Here is a 13,189-nt window from a genome sequence, read left to right as displayed (position 1 = left end):
CAGCCGTACGCGGGTGACGCGGTCCCTGTGGACGGGCCGCAAAAGGCACACGACGCCCTGTGGACAACCGAAAGCCCCGGGCTTGACAAGGGCGTACCGTCGCCGTAACGACCCAGGGTGGGCGGGGGAGGCGGTGGCAGTACAGCGCAAACCCGACAAATCCGGATGAGTGTTGGATGCGGTGATTTTTCGGGTGGTGGCGGTTAGCCTGGCGGGCATGCCCAGCGCTCGGAAGGCTGCCACGGCCGGCCTGCTCCTGCTCGCCCTGGCGGCGACCCCGGCCCTGGCGCAGCTCACGGACGACGAGCCGGGAGCGGGAGTCTTCGCCGCCCGCCAGATCCCGGCGGCGCAGCAGCCGAAGCCCAAGCCCAAGCCGCAGCCACACCCCCAGCCCCGGCTGGTGCCCAAGGCCGCCCCCAGGAACCTGCCGATCGTGAACTACTGGGACGAGCCCCAGGGTTTCCAGCCCGACAAAACCCCCAGGTCAACCATCCCCGTACGGGACGGCCTGCACCCCGAACGCAGACTGGCCGTCTACGACGCGCCCGGCGGCGTGCCCCGGGCCTTCCTCGACCCCACGATCAGCGGCCTCCCCGTGACGGTCCCGATCGTCGAGCGCCGCCAGGGCTGGGCCGCCGTCCTGCTGCCCTCGGTGAACCGGCGCGTCGGCTGGCTCCCGCCGCACGGGTGGAAGCCCCGGACCCTGCCCGACCAGCTCATCGTCGACCTGAGCGAACGCCGCCTCACGTGGCGGCGCGGCGGCCGGGAACACGGCGCCTGGACGGTGGCGGTCGGCTCGTCCCGCACCCCCACACCGCTGGGCCGGACGTTCGTCATGGGTCGCACGATCACTCACGGCCACGCGTACGCGGGTCTCGACGCGATCGTGCTCGGCGCGGTGCCCGACGACCGGGACGCCCTGTCGGCCTCGCTGCGCAACGGGCATACGGCCATCCACGCGTGGCGGGACGAGTCGGCGTTCGGTCGCAGCGTCTCCAACGGGTGCGTCCGCATGCCGCCGAAGGTCCAGCGGACGTTGCTCGGCCACATCGGGCCGGGCACAGTGGTTCACGTCGTGGAGTAGCCCCGCAGCCACTGAGCCTTGGCCGCGGCCCGCTCCTCGTCGGCGCCCGCGGCCCGTAGCAGCTCCAGCACCGGCCAGTACGAGATCGTGCCGGCCTGCCCGCCGCTGACCACCCGGTGCAGATAGTCGCCGAGCACGTCCCCCAGCACCAGGCCGTCGCGGGTGATGGCGCGGACGGCCGGAAGCGCGTCGGAGTGGTCGTCGGCCCGGCCCAGCTGCTCGATCAGCGCGCTGACCCGGCCGGCCTCGGCCCGCTGCTCCTCGTCCAGTTCCGGCTTCCGCATGCCCGTCACGGTAAGCCGCGAAGCCAAGCCACGGTCACGAACAATGCCACCGCCGGCGGCGTCTGCAGCAGCGTCTCGCCGAGCGGGCTGATCACCTGCGCCGGGGTGTCCTGCATCGCGCGCACCGGCCTGGTCGGCCACTCGTGGATGGACGTCATCAACGTACGGCGAAGAACCGTGCGGCCACCGCGGTGTGGATGCTGAAGCCCAGCTCGGCAGGGCCCGGCAGCACTTCCCAGCCGTGGGTCTCGTCGTTCGGCGCGGCAAAAGGCATGCCTGCAGCCGAGTCCAACGCCGGGAAGAGCGCGAAGATGAGCAGCGTCCCGTCCGGCGCGCTGACCGCGTCGTACAGCTGGGCCGTCGCGGGGTCGACGGTCAGGCCCGTTTCCTCACGCAGTTCGCGGGCTGCCGCGTCCTGCCAGGACTCGCCGTAGTCGATGAACCCGCCCGGCAACGCCAGCTGGTCGACGGCGGGCGGGATGGCGCGGCGCACCACAAGCAGGCCGTCTCCGACGGGCTGGACGGCCACGGCTACGGGCGTGGGGTTGCGATAGGACGTCTCGCCGCAGGCGGCGCAGCGGCGCGGCCACGGCTGGCCCGGTGTGTAGCGGGCGCCGCAGAACGTGCAGTGCTGGAAGCGGTCACGCATGCAGCGGCGAGTTGCAGGCCGCCACGAGCGCCTGCCGGCACGCGGTGAGCAGCGGGCGCAGGGCGGCATCGCGCTGCTGTGCCTCGTATCCGTTGACGGCGCCGCCGGGGGCGTTGGTCTCGGCCAGCGCGAGCACCTGGTCGAGCACCGAGGCGCGGGCGAACAGGCGGCGGGCCCGCGGATCGAAGCCGGGCGGCAACGTGGCCGTGCTCTCGGGGCGGCGCAACTGTTGCAGGGCGCCGGCCAGCTCGGGTTTCCACTGGGCCACGTCGAGCTTGGTGAGCTGGGTGGTCGCCTCGCTCAGCGCCAGGGTCAGCTCGCTCTCGGCCTCGGCCGCGCCCATCTGGAAGACCGGCTTGTACTCCTCGACCGGGAAGTAGCGCCACTGCACCGTCTCGAACTCGACGCCGGAGCCGGACACGTGCCGGCGCACCTCGGGCACGAAGCCGAACGTGGGCGTCATCACGGCCTCGCCCGTGAGCATGGCCGCGCCGGTCAGTGGGCCCGGGCCGGGCAGGCCGCGCGGGTCGCCGGGGGCGGGCAGCACGAGACGGATGTCGTCGGGGTGCACCTTGGCGAACACCGGCAGGCCCTGCGGCAGCGGCACGTCTGTCCAGGTGCCGGGGGCGTCGGCGACCAGGTGCTCCTCGTCGCGGGCGATCTCGTCGGGCAGCTCGTCGAACGGCACGAGACCGGCGCGCCAGGCACGCACCCAGGCCACGAACCGGGTCGAGCGCCGCGCAACCCGGGTTGCGGCATCGGCTGCGGGGGACATGCGAGCAAGGGTACGTGCCCACCGGGAACTCTGTCTCGGCCGGAGAGTCAGAAACGCCGTGTCTCAACGCACGGGTTACCGTGCCTTGCATGTATGGCGAGGACGTGCTCAAGGGTGACTGGCGGCGCCGCAAGGTGGTGCCCGAGGTGGACGCCGAACGCGATCTGGTCGTCGAGGACGTCGACTCGGGGTTCTGCGGCGCGGTGGTCGGGTTCGAGCTGGGCGCGGTGGTGCTGGAGGACCGGCACGGCAAACGGCGCAACTTCCCGCTGGAGCCGGCCGCGTTCCTGCTCGAGGGCAAGCCGGTGACGTTGCGCCGGCCGGCCGCGGCGCCGCAGCAGGCCAAGCGGCGGGTCACGGCCTCCGGGTCGGTCGCCGTCGAGGGCGTACGGGCTCAGGTCGCCAAGGCCAGCCGCATCTGGGTCGAGGGCGTCCACGACGCCGCCCTGGTCGAGCGCATCTGGGGCGACGACCTGCGCATCGAGGGCATCGTGGTGGAGCCGCTGGACGGCATCGACGACCTGGCCTCCGCCGTACGGGCGTTCCAGCCGGGGCCGCGGCGCAAGCTGGGCGTGCTCGTCGACCACCTGGTGGCCGGCAGCAAGGAGAGCCGCATCGTGGCCGCCGTGACCGACCCGAACGTGCTGGTCACCGGTCATCCGTACGTGGACATCTGGCAGGCGGTGAAGCCGCAGCGCGTCGGGCTGTCGAAGTGGCCGGTGATCCCGCCCGGACGCCCTTGGAAGGAGGGGATCTGCGCGGCCGTGGGCGTGCGTGAGCCCGCCGACATGTGGCGCCGGATCCTGTCGTCGGTCAGCAGCTACAAGGACGTCGAGACGCCGCTGATCAACTCGATGGAGCGCCTGATCGACTTCGTCACCGTCCTGGACGACTGAGCTGTCCTGGACGACTGAGTGCTTCGCCGAGTCGCTTGGCGGCCTCGGTCAGCCGGTCGGGAGGGTGGGCGGCGTACCCGAGAATCAGCCCGGGCGGCCCGGGCCGGTGCCGATGCCAGCTGAGCGGGTGCACGAGCACGCCATGGCCTGCCGCCCGCTCGGCCAGCGAGATGTCCGAGATATCGGATGAAACCGTAACCATGAGATGGAGTCCAGCGGCGACCCCGGTGACCGACGCGTCCGGCAGGTGGCGGCGCAGGCCCTCGATCAGCGCGTCCCGCCGGCGCCGCTGCCGGCCGCGCACAGTGCGCAGATGCCGCTCGTAGTCACCCGTCGCCAGCAGCCGCGCCAGCACCAGTTGCGGCAGCGCCGGGTTGCCGAGGTCGCTGTCGTGCTTGGCGGTCAGCAACTCGGCCTGCAGGCGGCGCGGCGCGATCAGCCATCCGAGCCGCATCCCCGGCGCCAAGGACTTCGAGACACTTCCCGCGTACGCGACCTCGTCCGGCCCGGAACCCTGAAGCGCCGCCACCGGAGCGCGGTCGTAGCGGTGCTCGGCGTCGTAGTCGTCCTCGACGATCAGCCTGTCCCCGCTCGTGGCCCACGCCAGCAACGCGCGCCGCCGGGCCGGGCTGAGCACCACGCCCGTCGGGTACTGATGCGCCGGGGTGAGCACGGCCGCGTCCTGCGTCAGCTCGCCGACGACCAGCCCCTCGGCGTCCACGGGCACCGGCTCCGGGCGTACGCCCCAATGGGCCAGCTGGTCGCGAGCCCCGCGTGACCCCGGGTCCTCCACCGCCACCCGCGAACGGCCGGCCGCGTGCAACGTCCGGGCCAGCAGCGCGAGGGCCTGAGCCACCCCGCCGACCACGATCACGTCGTCCGGTTCGGCCCGTACGCCGCGGGTCCGCGCCAGCCAGCCCGCCAGCTCGGCCCGCAGCCACGGGGCGCCGCCCGGATCGCCGTACCCGAGGTCGGCCGCGGTGATCCCGTCGAGCACCGCCCGTTCGGCGCGCAACCATGCCGTACGGGGAAACGCCGACAGGTCGGGCACGCCGGGGGACAGGTCGAAATCGATGCCGTCGGCCGGTGGGAGGGGCAGCCGCAGGGTGTCGAGCGAACGCCGCCGGTCCGAGGCGGAATCCCGTACGCGGGGACGGGCGATGATCGTCGTGCCGGCGCCGGTGCGGGCGGCGGCCAGACCCTCGTCGATGAGCCGCTGGTAGGCGTCGACCACCACACCCCGCGACACCCCCAGCTCGCCCGCGAGCAGCCGTGTCGCCGGCAGCCGGGCGCCGGTCCGCAACCGCCCCGACGCGACGGCCGCGCGCAGCCCGTCGGTCAGCCACGTGGTCAGCCCCTTGGCCGGGGCGTCCTCGGGCCGCAGCTGCAGAAAGTCCGAGCCGAGAATTGGTCCCCCTCAGGGCGCTCCGATTGGTCCTTCAAACCGGACCATATCGCGACCAGCATCGGTTCCGTGAAGATGAGCATCGTGGCCGGGGCGACCGGCATGGCCTTCGTCGGCGGCAGCGTCGCCGTCTCCGGGTTCCTGGCCGGCGCGCCCTCGCTGACCGTCCAGTCCCTGCGCTACGCCGTGGCCTGCGGCCTGCTGACCCTGTACGCCCGGACCCGCGCCACCCGCAGCGTCGTCCGGCCGCGGGGCGCCGAGTGGCTGTGGCTCGCCGGTGTCGTCGCGACCGGCATGCTGGTCTTCAACGTGGCGCTCGTGCAGGGCTCGCAGCACGCCGAACCCGCCGTGCTCGGTGTGGCCGTCGCCTGCGTGCCGCTGTTGCTCGCCGTGGCCGGTCCGCTGCTGGAAGGGCGCACTCCCGCCGCCCGCGTGATCGCCGCCGCGCTCGTCGTGACGCTGGGGGCGGCGCTCGTGCAGGGCCTGGGCCGCTCCGACGGCATCGGCCTGCTGTGGGCGCTGGTCACGTTCGCCTGCGAGGCCGGTTTCACGTTGCTGGCCGTTCCCGTGCTCGGCCGCCACGGCCCGCTCGGCGTCTCCGTCCACTCGACGTGGATGGCCGCGGCCGGCTTCGGACTGGGCGGCCTGTTCCTGGAGGGCCCGGCGGCGGTCACCCGGCTCCGGCTCGACGACGTGCTGGCCGGGGTCTATCTGGCCGTCGCCGTCACCGCCGTGGCGTTCGTCCTCTGGTACACGTGCGTGCAACGCCTGGGCTCCGCCCGAGCCGGCCTGCTGACAGGCGTGGCCCCCGTCGCGGCAGCCGCCGTGGGCGTGGCCGTGGGGGGCCCGATGCCCGCCCTGCCCGTCTGGATCGGCGTGGCCGTGGTCGCGGCCGGTCTGGCACTGGGTCTCCGCACGCCGAACAATCGATCTTTCGGGGAGCAGCCGCCGCCTCCCCCGCCACACCCTGGGAAAGACGTGCCGGCGACGCTACCGGCTGTCAAGCGGCCCCGACCCGTTGTCCACAGCCTTATGCGAGATGTCGCGGATCGCGCCTGAAAACGAACGTGGCGATGTCAAGGCTCTCCACAGCCCCCTCCTCGTCCCGCACGATCTGCAACACCTCGCCCTCGTCGTGCCCGTCCACGCCCCGCCAGCGGTCCGGCCCCTCCCGCGTGAAGCGGCTGCGATGCTGCGGCCCCGTCAGAACCAGCGCGTCCCCGTCGGTGGTGATCTCGTGTTCGCGGCCCATCCACCACCACCGCCCGACGAGCGCCGCCGCCTCGCCCGTCGGCTGCACCGGAGGTGACCACGGCTGGACCGGCGCCGGCTCGGCATCGACCGCCGTGGCCAGCGCCGACAGGGCCACCTGCTTGATCGTGGTGCCGGTGAGCCCGTACGAGTTGGCGAAGACGATCACGCCGAGGCGGCTGCGGCGGTGCACCGCGAACTGGGCGACGTACCCGGGCATCGAGCCGCCGTGGCCGACGAAGACCCGCTCGCCGACCCGGAACAGCTGCGGCCCGAGCCCGTGCCCGCCGGTCCACGACTCGAGGTCGCTGATCACCACCGGCGTGCACATCTCGTCGACGGTCTCGCGGGCCAGCACGGCCGGGGCGGGGTCGGTCCAGAACGCCGCCCACTTGGCCATGTCGGTGATCGTCGACCAGAGCTGGCCGGCGGGGGCCATCGCGCCCGCGTCGAGGCGCGGCTCCTCGTGCAGCGAGCGGTCCAGGGCATGAACGACGTAACCACGGGCGAACGGCTCGACCGGCGCGTACGTGGTCCGCTTCATGCCCAGAGGATCGAGCACCCGCTTGCCGGCGAGCGTCTGCCACGAGTCGCCGGTGACCTTCTCGAGCACGGCGCCGAGCAGCCCGTACGCGAGGTTGGAGTACCGATAGCGGCGGAACGGCGGGCCGGCGACCTTGTCGTAGCCCAGCTCGGCCAGCAACTTGCCGACGTCGCCGCCGGTGCTGCGCTCCCACCACGCCCCGTCCGGCTCGCGCTGCAGCCCCGACACGTGCCCGAGCAGCTGCCGCAGCGTCACGCCGCCGATCGGGGTGCCGGGCAGGTGCCGGTAGAGCAGGTCGTCGAGCGCGAAGTAGCCCTCGTCGCGCAGCTGCATGACCAGCGTCGCGGTGATCGTCTTGGTGATCGAGCCGAGCCGGTACTGCGTCTTCGCGTCGGGCCGCGGGTGCTCGCCGGCGAACGTCTGGTGCAGCACCGCGCGGTCGCGCACGATCGCCAGGGCCAAGGACGGCGTATGCCCCTCGGCCTGCGCACGAACGGCGATCTCCTCGATCCGCCGGCCGGTCTCCGGCAACAACGACGGCAGCAGCGACACGGTCAACCCTCTCGATGTACGACTGGTGGGTATAACTGTCCGCGGCCGATATGGCTACGCGGGTCACGGCCCCGGGTTGCATGGCAGTTCGATGACATTTTGCGCGAGGGCGCACGCAGCGTCGCCGGACGTGCGCGGACATGTCACGATCGATACGTGGAAGCGGTTCTGTGGATTGTGCTCGGCATCGCGCTGGCGATCGCCGAGGCCTTCACTGCCACGCTCTTGATCATCTTCTTCGGCATCGGCGCCTTCGCCGCGGCCGGCGCGGCGGCTCTGGGCGCGCCCCTGCTGCTCCAGGTCATCGTCTTCGCGCTGGTCTCCGGCCTGTCGGTGGCCGCGCTGCGCCCGATCGTCCTCAAACACGCCCGGCCCGCGATCGAGTCGGGCGAGACCCCGTTCGGCGTCGAGGCGCTCGAGGGCGGCCACGGCACCGTGCTGGAGGAGATCGACGGTGAACGCGGCATGATCAAGATCGACGGCGAGCACTGGCAGGCCCGTTCGTTCGACGGCCAGGAAAAGTACCTTCCCGGCGAGCGGGTCCGCATCATCAAGGTCGACGGCGCCACGGCCATCGTGTGGCGCGACGACATCTCGAACATGTGACGCACGAGAAGTTCTGCCTCAGAGACTCATAGAGAGGGTTGCCATGGAAGCTGTGATCGGCGTCCTCATCATCGTGATCGTGGTGTTTGCCATCGTCACGTTGCTCCGTAGCGTTCGTATCGTCCCGCAGCAGCGCATGGACGTGGTCGAGCGCCTCGGTAAGTACAAGCGGACCCTGAGCCCCGGCCTGAACCTGCTGGTGCCGTTCGTCGACTCGGTGCGCAGCAAGGTCGACATGCGGGAGCAGGTGGTCTCGTTCCCGCCGCAGCCCGTGATCACCTCCGACAACCTGGTCGTCTCGATCGACACGGTCCTGTACTTCAAGGTTGTCGACCCGGTGCGGGCCACCTACGAGATCTCCAACTTCCTGCAGGCCATCGAGCAGCTGACGGTCACGACCCTGCGCAACGTCATCGGCTCGCTCGACCTCGAGCGCGCGCTGACCAGCCGCGAGGAGATCAACCGGCACCTGTCCACGGTGCTCGACGAGACCACCGGCCGGTGGGGTATCAAGGTCACCCGGGTCGAGATCAAGGCCATCGAGCCGCCGCCGAGCATTCGCGACTCCATGGAGAAGCAGATGCGCGCCGAGCGGGAGCGCCGGGCGACCATTCTCAACGCCGAGGGGCACAAGCAGGCCCAGATCCTCACCGCTGAGGGTGAGAAGCAGGCCGCGGTGCTGCGCGCCGACGGTGACCGGCAGTCGCGGATCCTGCAGGCCGAGGGCCAGGCCAAGGCGATCCGTACGGTGTTCGACGCGATCCACACGGCGAACCCGTCGCAGAAGGTGCTGGCCTACCAGTACCTGCAGGCCCTGCCGCAGATCGCCAACGGCACGGCGAACAAGGTCTGGATCGTGCCGACCGAGCTGACCAAGGCCCTCGAGGGCATGGGCGGCGCGCTCGGCGGCCTGGCCAACATGGCCGGCGACCTCCCCAGGGCCGGGGTCAACGCGGCCGAGGTCAACGAGGAGGCCGTCGCCGCGGCCGAGGCTGCCGCGGCCGAGGCGCAGAAGGTCAACGACCAGGTGCGTGAGGCCGAGCAGCAGGTCAGCGGCGACCCGGACAAGACCGCCGCGCTGCCCGCGCCCGAGCCGATCCCGCCGTCCGCGGCCCTGGGCGGCGCCGACTACAACGGCGTCGTGGACCGCGAACGCGCCTGACGTCTCGTGACGGCCGGTCCCTTCCGAGGGGCCGGCCGTTTCTATGTCTCGGGATCGTCGCGCCCCAGCTCCCAGAACGCGACGGCGGCCGCGGCGGCCACGTTGAGCGAGTCGACCCCGCGCCGCATCGGGATCCTGACGGGGATGTCGCTGGCCGCCAGGGCGTGCTTGGACAGGCCGGGGCCCTCGGCGCCGAGCAGCAGAGCCGTACGGTCGCGTCCGGTCACCTTCTGCAGCGGCACGGCCTCGGGCGCGGGGGTCAGGGCGAGCACGGTGAAACCGGCGTCGCGGAGCACCTGCAGACCGTCGGGCCAGGGCTCCAGACGCGCGTACGGCACCGCGAAGACCTCGCCCATGCTGACCCGCACGCTGCGCCGGTAGAGCGGGTCGGCGCAGGTCGGGGAGAGCAGGACGGCGTCGATGCCCAGCGCGGCGGCGCCCCGGAACACAGCCCCGATGTTCGTGTGGTTGTTGACGTCCTCCAGCACGGCCACCCGCCGCGCCGTGGCGATCACGTCAGCCGCCGTACGCAGGGGAGCGCGGTGGAACGAGGCGAGAACACCCCGGTGCACGTGGAAACCGGTGGCCTTCTCGAGCACGGACGGCGTCGCCGCGTAGATCGGGGCGTCGCCGGGCAGGTCCAGGATCTGCTCGGTGCGTTTCTCGTCGATCAGGTAGGACCGGGGACGGTAACCCGCCCGCAGGGCGCGCCGCAGCACGAGCTCGCCCTCGGCGATGAACAGCCCGTTGGGCGGCTCCCACCTGGTGCGCAGCTCGAGGTCGGTCAGGGCGCGGTAGTCACCGAGGCGGTCGTCGTCCGGGTCGGTGATCAGGTGAACCTCGGGCACGACGCTCAGTCGACCCGGTAGGTCAGGTGGGTGGCGTGGCCGGACGGGTGTACGTGGATCTGCCGCAGGGTGCGGGGGGTGGCGCCGTCGAACAGCCTGACGCCCCCACCCAGCAGCACCGGGGACAGGTGCAGGCGCAGCTCGTCGACCAGCCCCGCGTCGATCGCGCTGCGGACCGTCGCGCCGCCGCCCATGACCACGACCTCGCGGTCGCCGGCCAGGGCCAGACCCTTCTCGATCGCGCTGGCCAGCCCGTCGACCACGAACGTGAACCGGTCGGCCAGGCGGACCTGAGCCGGCGGGGTGCGGGTGACGACCAGCACGGGGGGCGTGGCGGCCAGGTCGGCGCCGTAACCCATCTCGTCGTTCCAGCCGCCGGGGCCGTCGACGACGTCGAACAGGCGGCGGCCCATGATCACCGCGCCGGTCGCGGCCGTGGCCTCCTCGCGGACGCGCTGGTCGGTCGCGTCGCCGGAGAAAACCCAGGTGTGCAGGCCCTCGCCGCCGCGGCCCAGGCCCTGCTCGGGGCCGGGATCGGGGCCGGTGACAAATCCGTCGAGCGACACCGAGATGTCGGCGACCACCTTGGCCATGGCTGCTCCCTTCGCCGGTTCCCGGGGTCAACCGGGCCTGCGTCGAGCATGCCACCAGGGTCGGGCAGAACCGTGCCCGGGGAGGAGTCAGTGCCGGGGGATCAGGCGGCCCGCGGTCCAGGCCAGGCCGGTGCCCGCGGCGAGCAGCAGCAACGCGCCCACGGTGGGCAGCGGGCGCTGGGCGTGCGCGCCGGCGCCGATCGTGGCCGCGGCCAGCATCAGCAGCACGCCGTCGGCCGGGTTGACCAGGCGGCAACGGAAGACGGCCCAGCCCAGCAGCGTCCAGCCCACCCCGACGGCGGCCGAGGCGACCACCTCGGCCGTCTGCAACTGGGCGGCCGTGAGCGGGGAACCGGCGGCGGCCATGTCGTCGGGAAGGGCCGCCAGGGGGAGGCTGAGAACGAAACCGGCCAGGCCGACGAGCAGGCCGGCGACGGCGGACCGGCGGGTGCGGGTGCCGGCGAGCAGGCCGGCCAGGGCGATCATGGCGATGGTGGAGAGCCAGTAGGCGGCAAGCGTGACCACGAGCGGGCCCGGCGGGGTGTCCATGCCCAGGGTGGTCCAGCCGTGGAGCAGGGCGGCGGCGGGCAGTGCCCACAGGGCCGTTCGCGCGTACCTGCGCACGCTCCAGACCCAGACAGCCTCCCGTACGGGGAGAAGGTGGTCATGCTGCGCGGACCCGGCCCCGCCGACCCACGCCGGGGACACCCGCAACGGCCGGCCGCTGGCCGTGTGATGGTGGCTGATGCTGATGGCAGTACCTTCTTTCGTCATCGGGAGCCTCCGAGGAACGCTTTGGGTGCTTGTCCCTCGAGGACTGACATGAGACGGCGTCCTCGGAGGTGACCGGTGGAGGTCTGACGCCTTCGAGGATGTTGTCCCGTGAGGACTGGTCCATCAGCACGACGCCGCGCCTCCACCGCACCTGACCTGCGAGTTGGAAGGAGGTTGCCGTGCTGGGAGTCGGTCTGGACTGGGCCGAGGACCACCATGACGTCGCGTTGGGCGTGCCGGGCAAGGGGGTAATCGAACAGTTCCGCATCGACCACGGCCCCGAAGGGGTGGCCCGGCTGGTCGCCCGCTGCCTGGCCCTGGAAACCGACCCGGCCGAGGTCCGGGTCGTGCTGGAAACCCGGCACGGGCTGCTGGTCGAGGCCCTGCTCGATGCCGGGTTCACCGTGCTGCCGGTCAACCCGGACCTGGTCGCCCGCCGCCGCGGCCCGGCCAAGAAGAAAGACGACGCCGAAGACGCACGGATCTGCTGCCTGCTGGCCCTCGACCCCTTTGTCGAGCTGCGCAAACTGATCCCGCACGGCGAGCTCGGCGCGGAGCTGCGGGCCATTGCTCGTGACGACGACCGGGCCGCCCGCGACGAACGGCGCCTGGGTAACCGGCTGCGCGCCGACCTGCTCGCGGTGTTCCCCGCCGCGATCGACATCGCCGACGGCGACCTGGGCGCGGCAGTGTTCCTGCGCCTGCTCGAGCGCTGGCCCAGCCACACCGAGCTGGCCGCCGCCGGCCGTGACGCCGTCGAAGCCCTGGCCCGCGCCAACCGGCACGGCTGGCCCGACCGGTTCGCCGAACGGGTCATAGCTGCCCTGAACAGCCCGCGGCTTGCGGTGCGCCCGGAGCTGGCCCGGGCGAAGGCCGGCAGCATCCGGCTGGCCGCCGCGCAACTGTTGCTGCTGCGCGAGCAACGCCGGGTCTGGCAGCGGCGGATGGGTGAGCTGCTTCTGGGAAGCCCGCGTGTCGGCCGGGCGAAGCAGCCGAAGGAGCCCCGGCCGGGGAACGCGTTCCCTGGCGGCGAGATCTACCTGAGCATGCCTGGCCTGGGTGATCGTCTCGCCGCCAGGGTCGCCGGTGAAATCGGCGAACACGTCGAGCAGTTCACCACACCCAACGCCCTGCAATGCTATGCCGGGACCGCCCCGGTCACGAGACGCTCCGGACGCAGCGAGTTCGTCATCGCCCGCCGCCTGGCCTACAACCGCTACCTCGGCAACGCCGTACATCAATGGGCCTTCTGCAGCCTGCAGCAATCCGGCTGGGCCCGCGCCTTCTACGACGCCAAGATCGCCAAAGGCAAGAGTCACAACGCTGCCCTGCGTGCCCTCGGCAACCGCTGGCTGGAGATCCTCTGGCACTGCCTGCGCCTGAACGTGCGCTACGACGAAGCCGTCCATACCGCCCACCGCACCCACGCCCTCAAACAGGCTGCTTGAGGTTGACAGAGGATGTCTCATGGCTCCGCCTCGCGTGGGCTCAAGCCGAGCGGCCCGGGGGCAACCGTCGGGATCCTGGATGCAGCCTTCCAAAGCCACCCCGGATTCGCAGTGGATTCCCAGAAAAGGGGCTTTTCGTGCGGCAGGAAATGTCGGAGGGCGGCGCAGGATGTCGAGCATGACCGCGGAACTGGTCGTCCCCGGTGACCGGCCGCCAACCGCGAGACCGATTCCTGCGCGAGCGCAGCGGTAGAGCGACGGGGCGGCCCGTCCGGCAGTACGGTTGTCGTGGTCGACTGATCCGCGAAGCGGGGGTGT

Annotated in this window: 15 protein-coding genes; 6 read left to right on the top strand and 9 right to left on the bottom strand. The window is 72.0% G+C overall.

Translation table 11 applies throughout. The features are described from left to right. The first annotated feature begins 217 nt into the window (after window positions 1-217). Complete coding sequence (locus C8E87_RS05865; RefSeq protein WP_239080740.1) at window positions 218-1,084, top strand: L,D-transpeptidase; 867 nt, start codon at window positions 218-220, stop codon at window positions 1,082-1,084. On the opposite strand, the gene C8E87_RS05860 is transcribed toward C8E87_RS05865, so the two are convergent. Genes C8E87_RS05860 through C8E87_RS05850 form a run of 4 tightly spaced genes read right to left on the bottom strand, consistent with a single transcriptional unit; the run spans window position 1,069 to window position 2,792 of the window. Further along, window positions 1,069-1,368 carry a hypothetical protein gene (locus C8E87_RS05860; protein ID WP_133872127.1) on the bottom strand — a complete coding sequence of 100 codons (300 nt, stop codon included), beginning with the start codon at window positions 1,366-1,368 and terminating at the stop codon, window positions 1,069-1,071. The two genes, C8E87_RS05865 and C8E87_RS05860, sit on opposite strands and share 16 nt — an antisense overlap. A 5-nt stretch (window positions 1,369-1,373) precedes the next feature. Beyond that, window positions 1,374-1,526, bottom strand: a complete 153-nt coding sequence (locus C8E87_RS43510; RefSeq protein WP_166660991.1) for a hypothetical protein — start codon at window positions 1,524-1,526, stop codon at window positions 1,374-1,376. Then, complete coding sequence (locus tag C8E87_RS05855; protein ID WP_133872126.1) at window positions 1,526-2,017, bottom strand: NUDIX domain-containing protein; 492 nt, start codon at window positions 2,015-2,017, stop codon at window positions 1,526-1,528. The genes C8E87_RS43510 and C8E87_RS05855 overlap by 1 nt, the downstream gene beginning before the upstream one ends. Beyond that, window positions 2,010-2,792 (bottom strand): Rv1486c family protein, encoded by a 783-nt coding sequence (locus C8E87_RS05850; protein WP_133872125.1) that lies wholly within the window; start codon window positions 2,790-2,792, stop codon window positions 2,010-2,012. The genes C8E87_RS05855 and C8E87_RS05850 overlap by 8 nt, the downstream gene beginning before the upstream one ends. Before the next feature lie 89 nt (window positions 2,793-2,881). Here C8E87_RS05850 and C8E87_RS05845 point away from each other — a divergent pair, with 89 nt between their 5' ends. Further along, window positions 2,882-3,688, top strand: a complete 807-nt coding sequence (locus C8E87_RS05845; protein WP_133872124.1) for a DUF3097 domain-containing protein — start codon at window positions 2,882-2,884, stop codon at window positions 3,686-3,688. Here the strand turns inward: C8E87_RS05845 and pdxR are convergent. Beyond that, window positions 3,669-5,030: a MocR-like pyridoxine biosynthesis transcription factor PdxR gene (gene pdxR, locus C8E87_RS05840; protein WP_275409182.1), complete on the bottom strand. Its 1,362-nt coding sequence runs from the start codon at window positions 5,028-5,030 to the stop codon at window positions 3,669-3,671. The genes C8E87_RS05845 and pdxR overlap by 20 nt on opposite strands. Before the next feature lie 138 nt (window positions 5,031-5,168). Between pdxR and C8E87_RS05835 the strand changes: the two genes are divergently transcribed. Further along, the gene (locus C8E87_RS05835) at window positions 5,169-6,152 is read left to right on the top strand and encodes a DMT family transporter (RefSeq protein ID WP_133876652.1); all 984 of its coding nucleotides are present in this window, start codon (window positions 5,169-5,171) and stop codon (window positions 6,150-6,152) included. On the opposite strand, the gene C8E87_RS05830 is transcribed toward C8E87_RS05835, so the two are convergent. Next, entirely contained in the window at window positions 6,124-7,440 is a 1,317-nt protein-coding gene (locus C8E87_RS05830; protein ID WP_239080743.1) for a serine hydrolase domain-containing protein, read from the bottom strand. The genes C8E87_RS05835 and C8E87_RS05830 overlap by 29 nt on opposite strands. 156 nt (window positions 7,441-7,596) lie before the next feature. On the opposite strand from C8E87_RS05830, the gene C8E87_RS05825 reads away from it, so the two are divergent. Together C8E87_RS05825 and C8E87_RS05820 are read left to right on the top strand one after the other, a co-directional pair. Beyond that, on the top strand, window positions 7,597-8,046 hold the full coding sequence (locus C8E87_RS05825) for an NfeD family protein (protein WP_133872122.1): 450 nt from the start codon (window positions 7,597-7,599) through the stop codon (window positions 8,044-8,046). 43 nt (window positions 8,047-8,089) lie between these two features. Next, window positions 8,090-9,208: an SPFH domain-containing protein gene (locus C8E87_RS05820; RefSeq protein WP_133872121.1), complete on the top strand. Its 1,119-nt coding sequence runs from the start codon at window positions 8,090-8,092 to the stop codon at window positions 9,206-9,208. Window positions 9,209-9,249: 41 nt separating this feature from the next. Here C8E87_RS05820 and C8E87_RS05815 read toward each other — a convergent pair whose 3' ends face one another. The 3 genes from C8E87_RS05815 to C8E87_RS05805 form a co-directional block, all read right to left on the bottom strand. Further along, entirely contained in the window at window positions 9,250-10,056 is an 807-nt protein-coding gene (locus tag C8E87_RS05815) for a TrmH family RNA methyltransferase (protein WP_133872120.1), read from the bottom strand. 5 nt (window positions 10,057-10,061) lie between these two features. Continuing rightward, window positions 10,062-10,649 (bottom strand): dihydrofolate reductase family protein, encoded by a 588-nt coding sequence (locus tag C8E87_RS05810; RefSeq protein WP_133872119.1) that lies wholly within the window; start codon window positions 10,647-10,649, stop codon window positions 10,062-10,064. A gap of 87 nt (window positions 10,650-10,736) precedes the next feature. After that, window positions 10,737-11,423, bottom strand: coding sequence for a hypothetical protein (locus tag C8E87_RS05805; RefSeq protein ID WP_243755142.1), 687 nt, complete (start codon window positions 11,421-11,423; stop codon window positions 10,737-10,739). Window positions 11,424-11,602: 179 nt separating this feature from the next. Here C8E87_RS05805 and C8E87_RS05800 point away from each other — a divergent pair, with 179 nt between their 5' ends. Continuing rightward, complete coding sequence (locus C8E87_RS05800) at window positions 11,603-12,871, top strand: IS110 family transposase (protein ID WP_133872118.1); 1,269 nt, start codon at window positions 11,603-11,605, stop codon at window positions 12,869-12,871. Window positions 12,872-13,189 lie beyond the last annotated feature (318 nt).

This window comes from Paractinoplanes brasiliensis (assembly GCF_004362215.1).
GTDB classification, from domain to species: Bacteria; Actinomycetota; Actinomycetes; order Mycobacteriales; family Micromonosporaceae; genus Actinoplanes; species Actinoplanes brasiliensis.
Note: the sequence above shows the minus strand (reverse complement) of the source record. Positions and strands in the feature narration are given on the sequence as shown.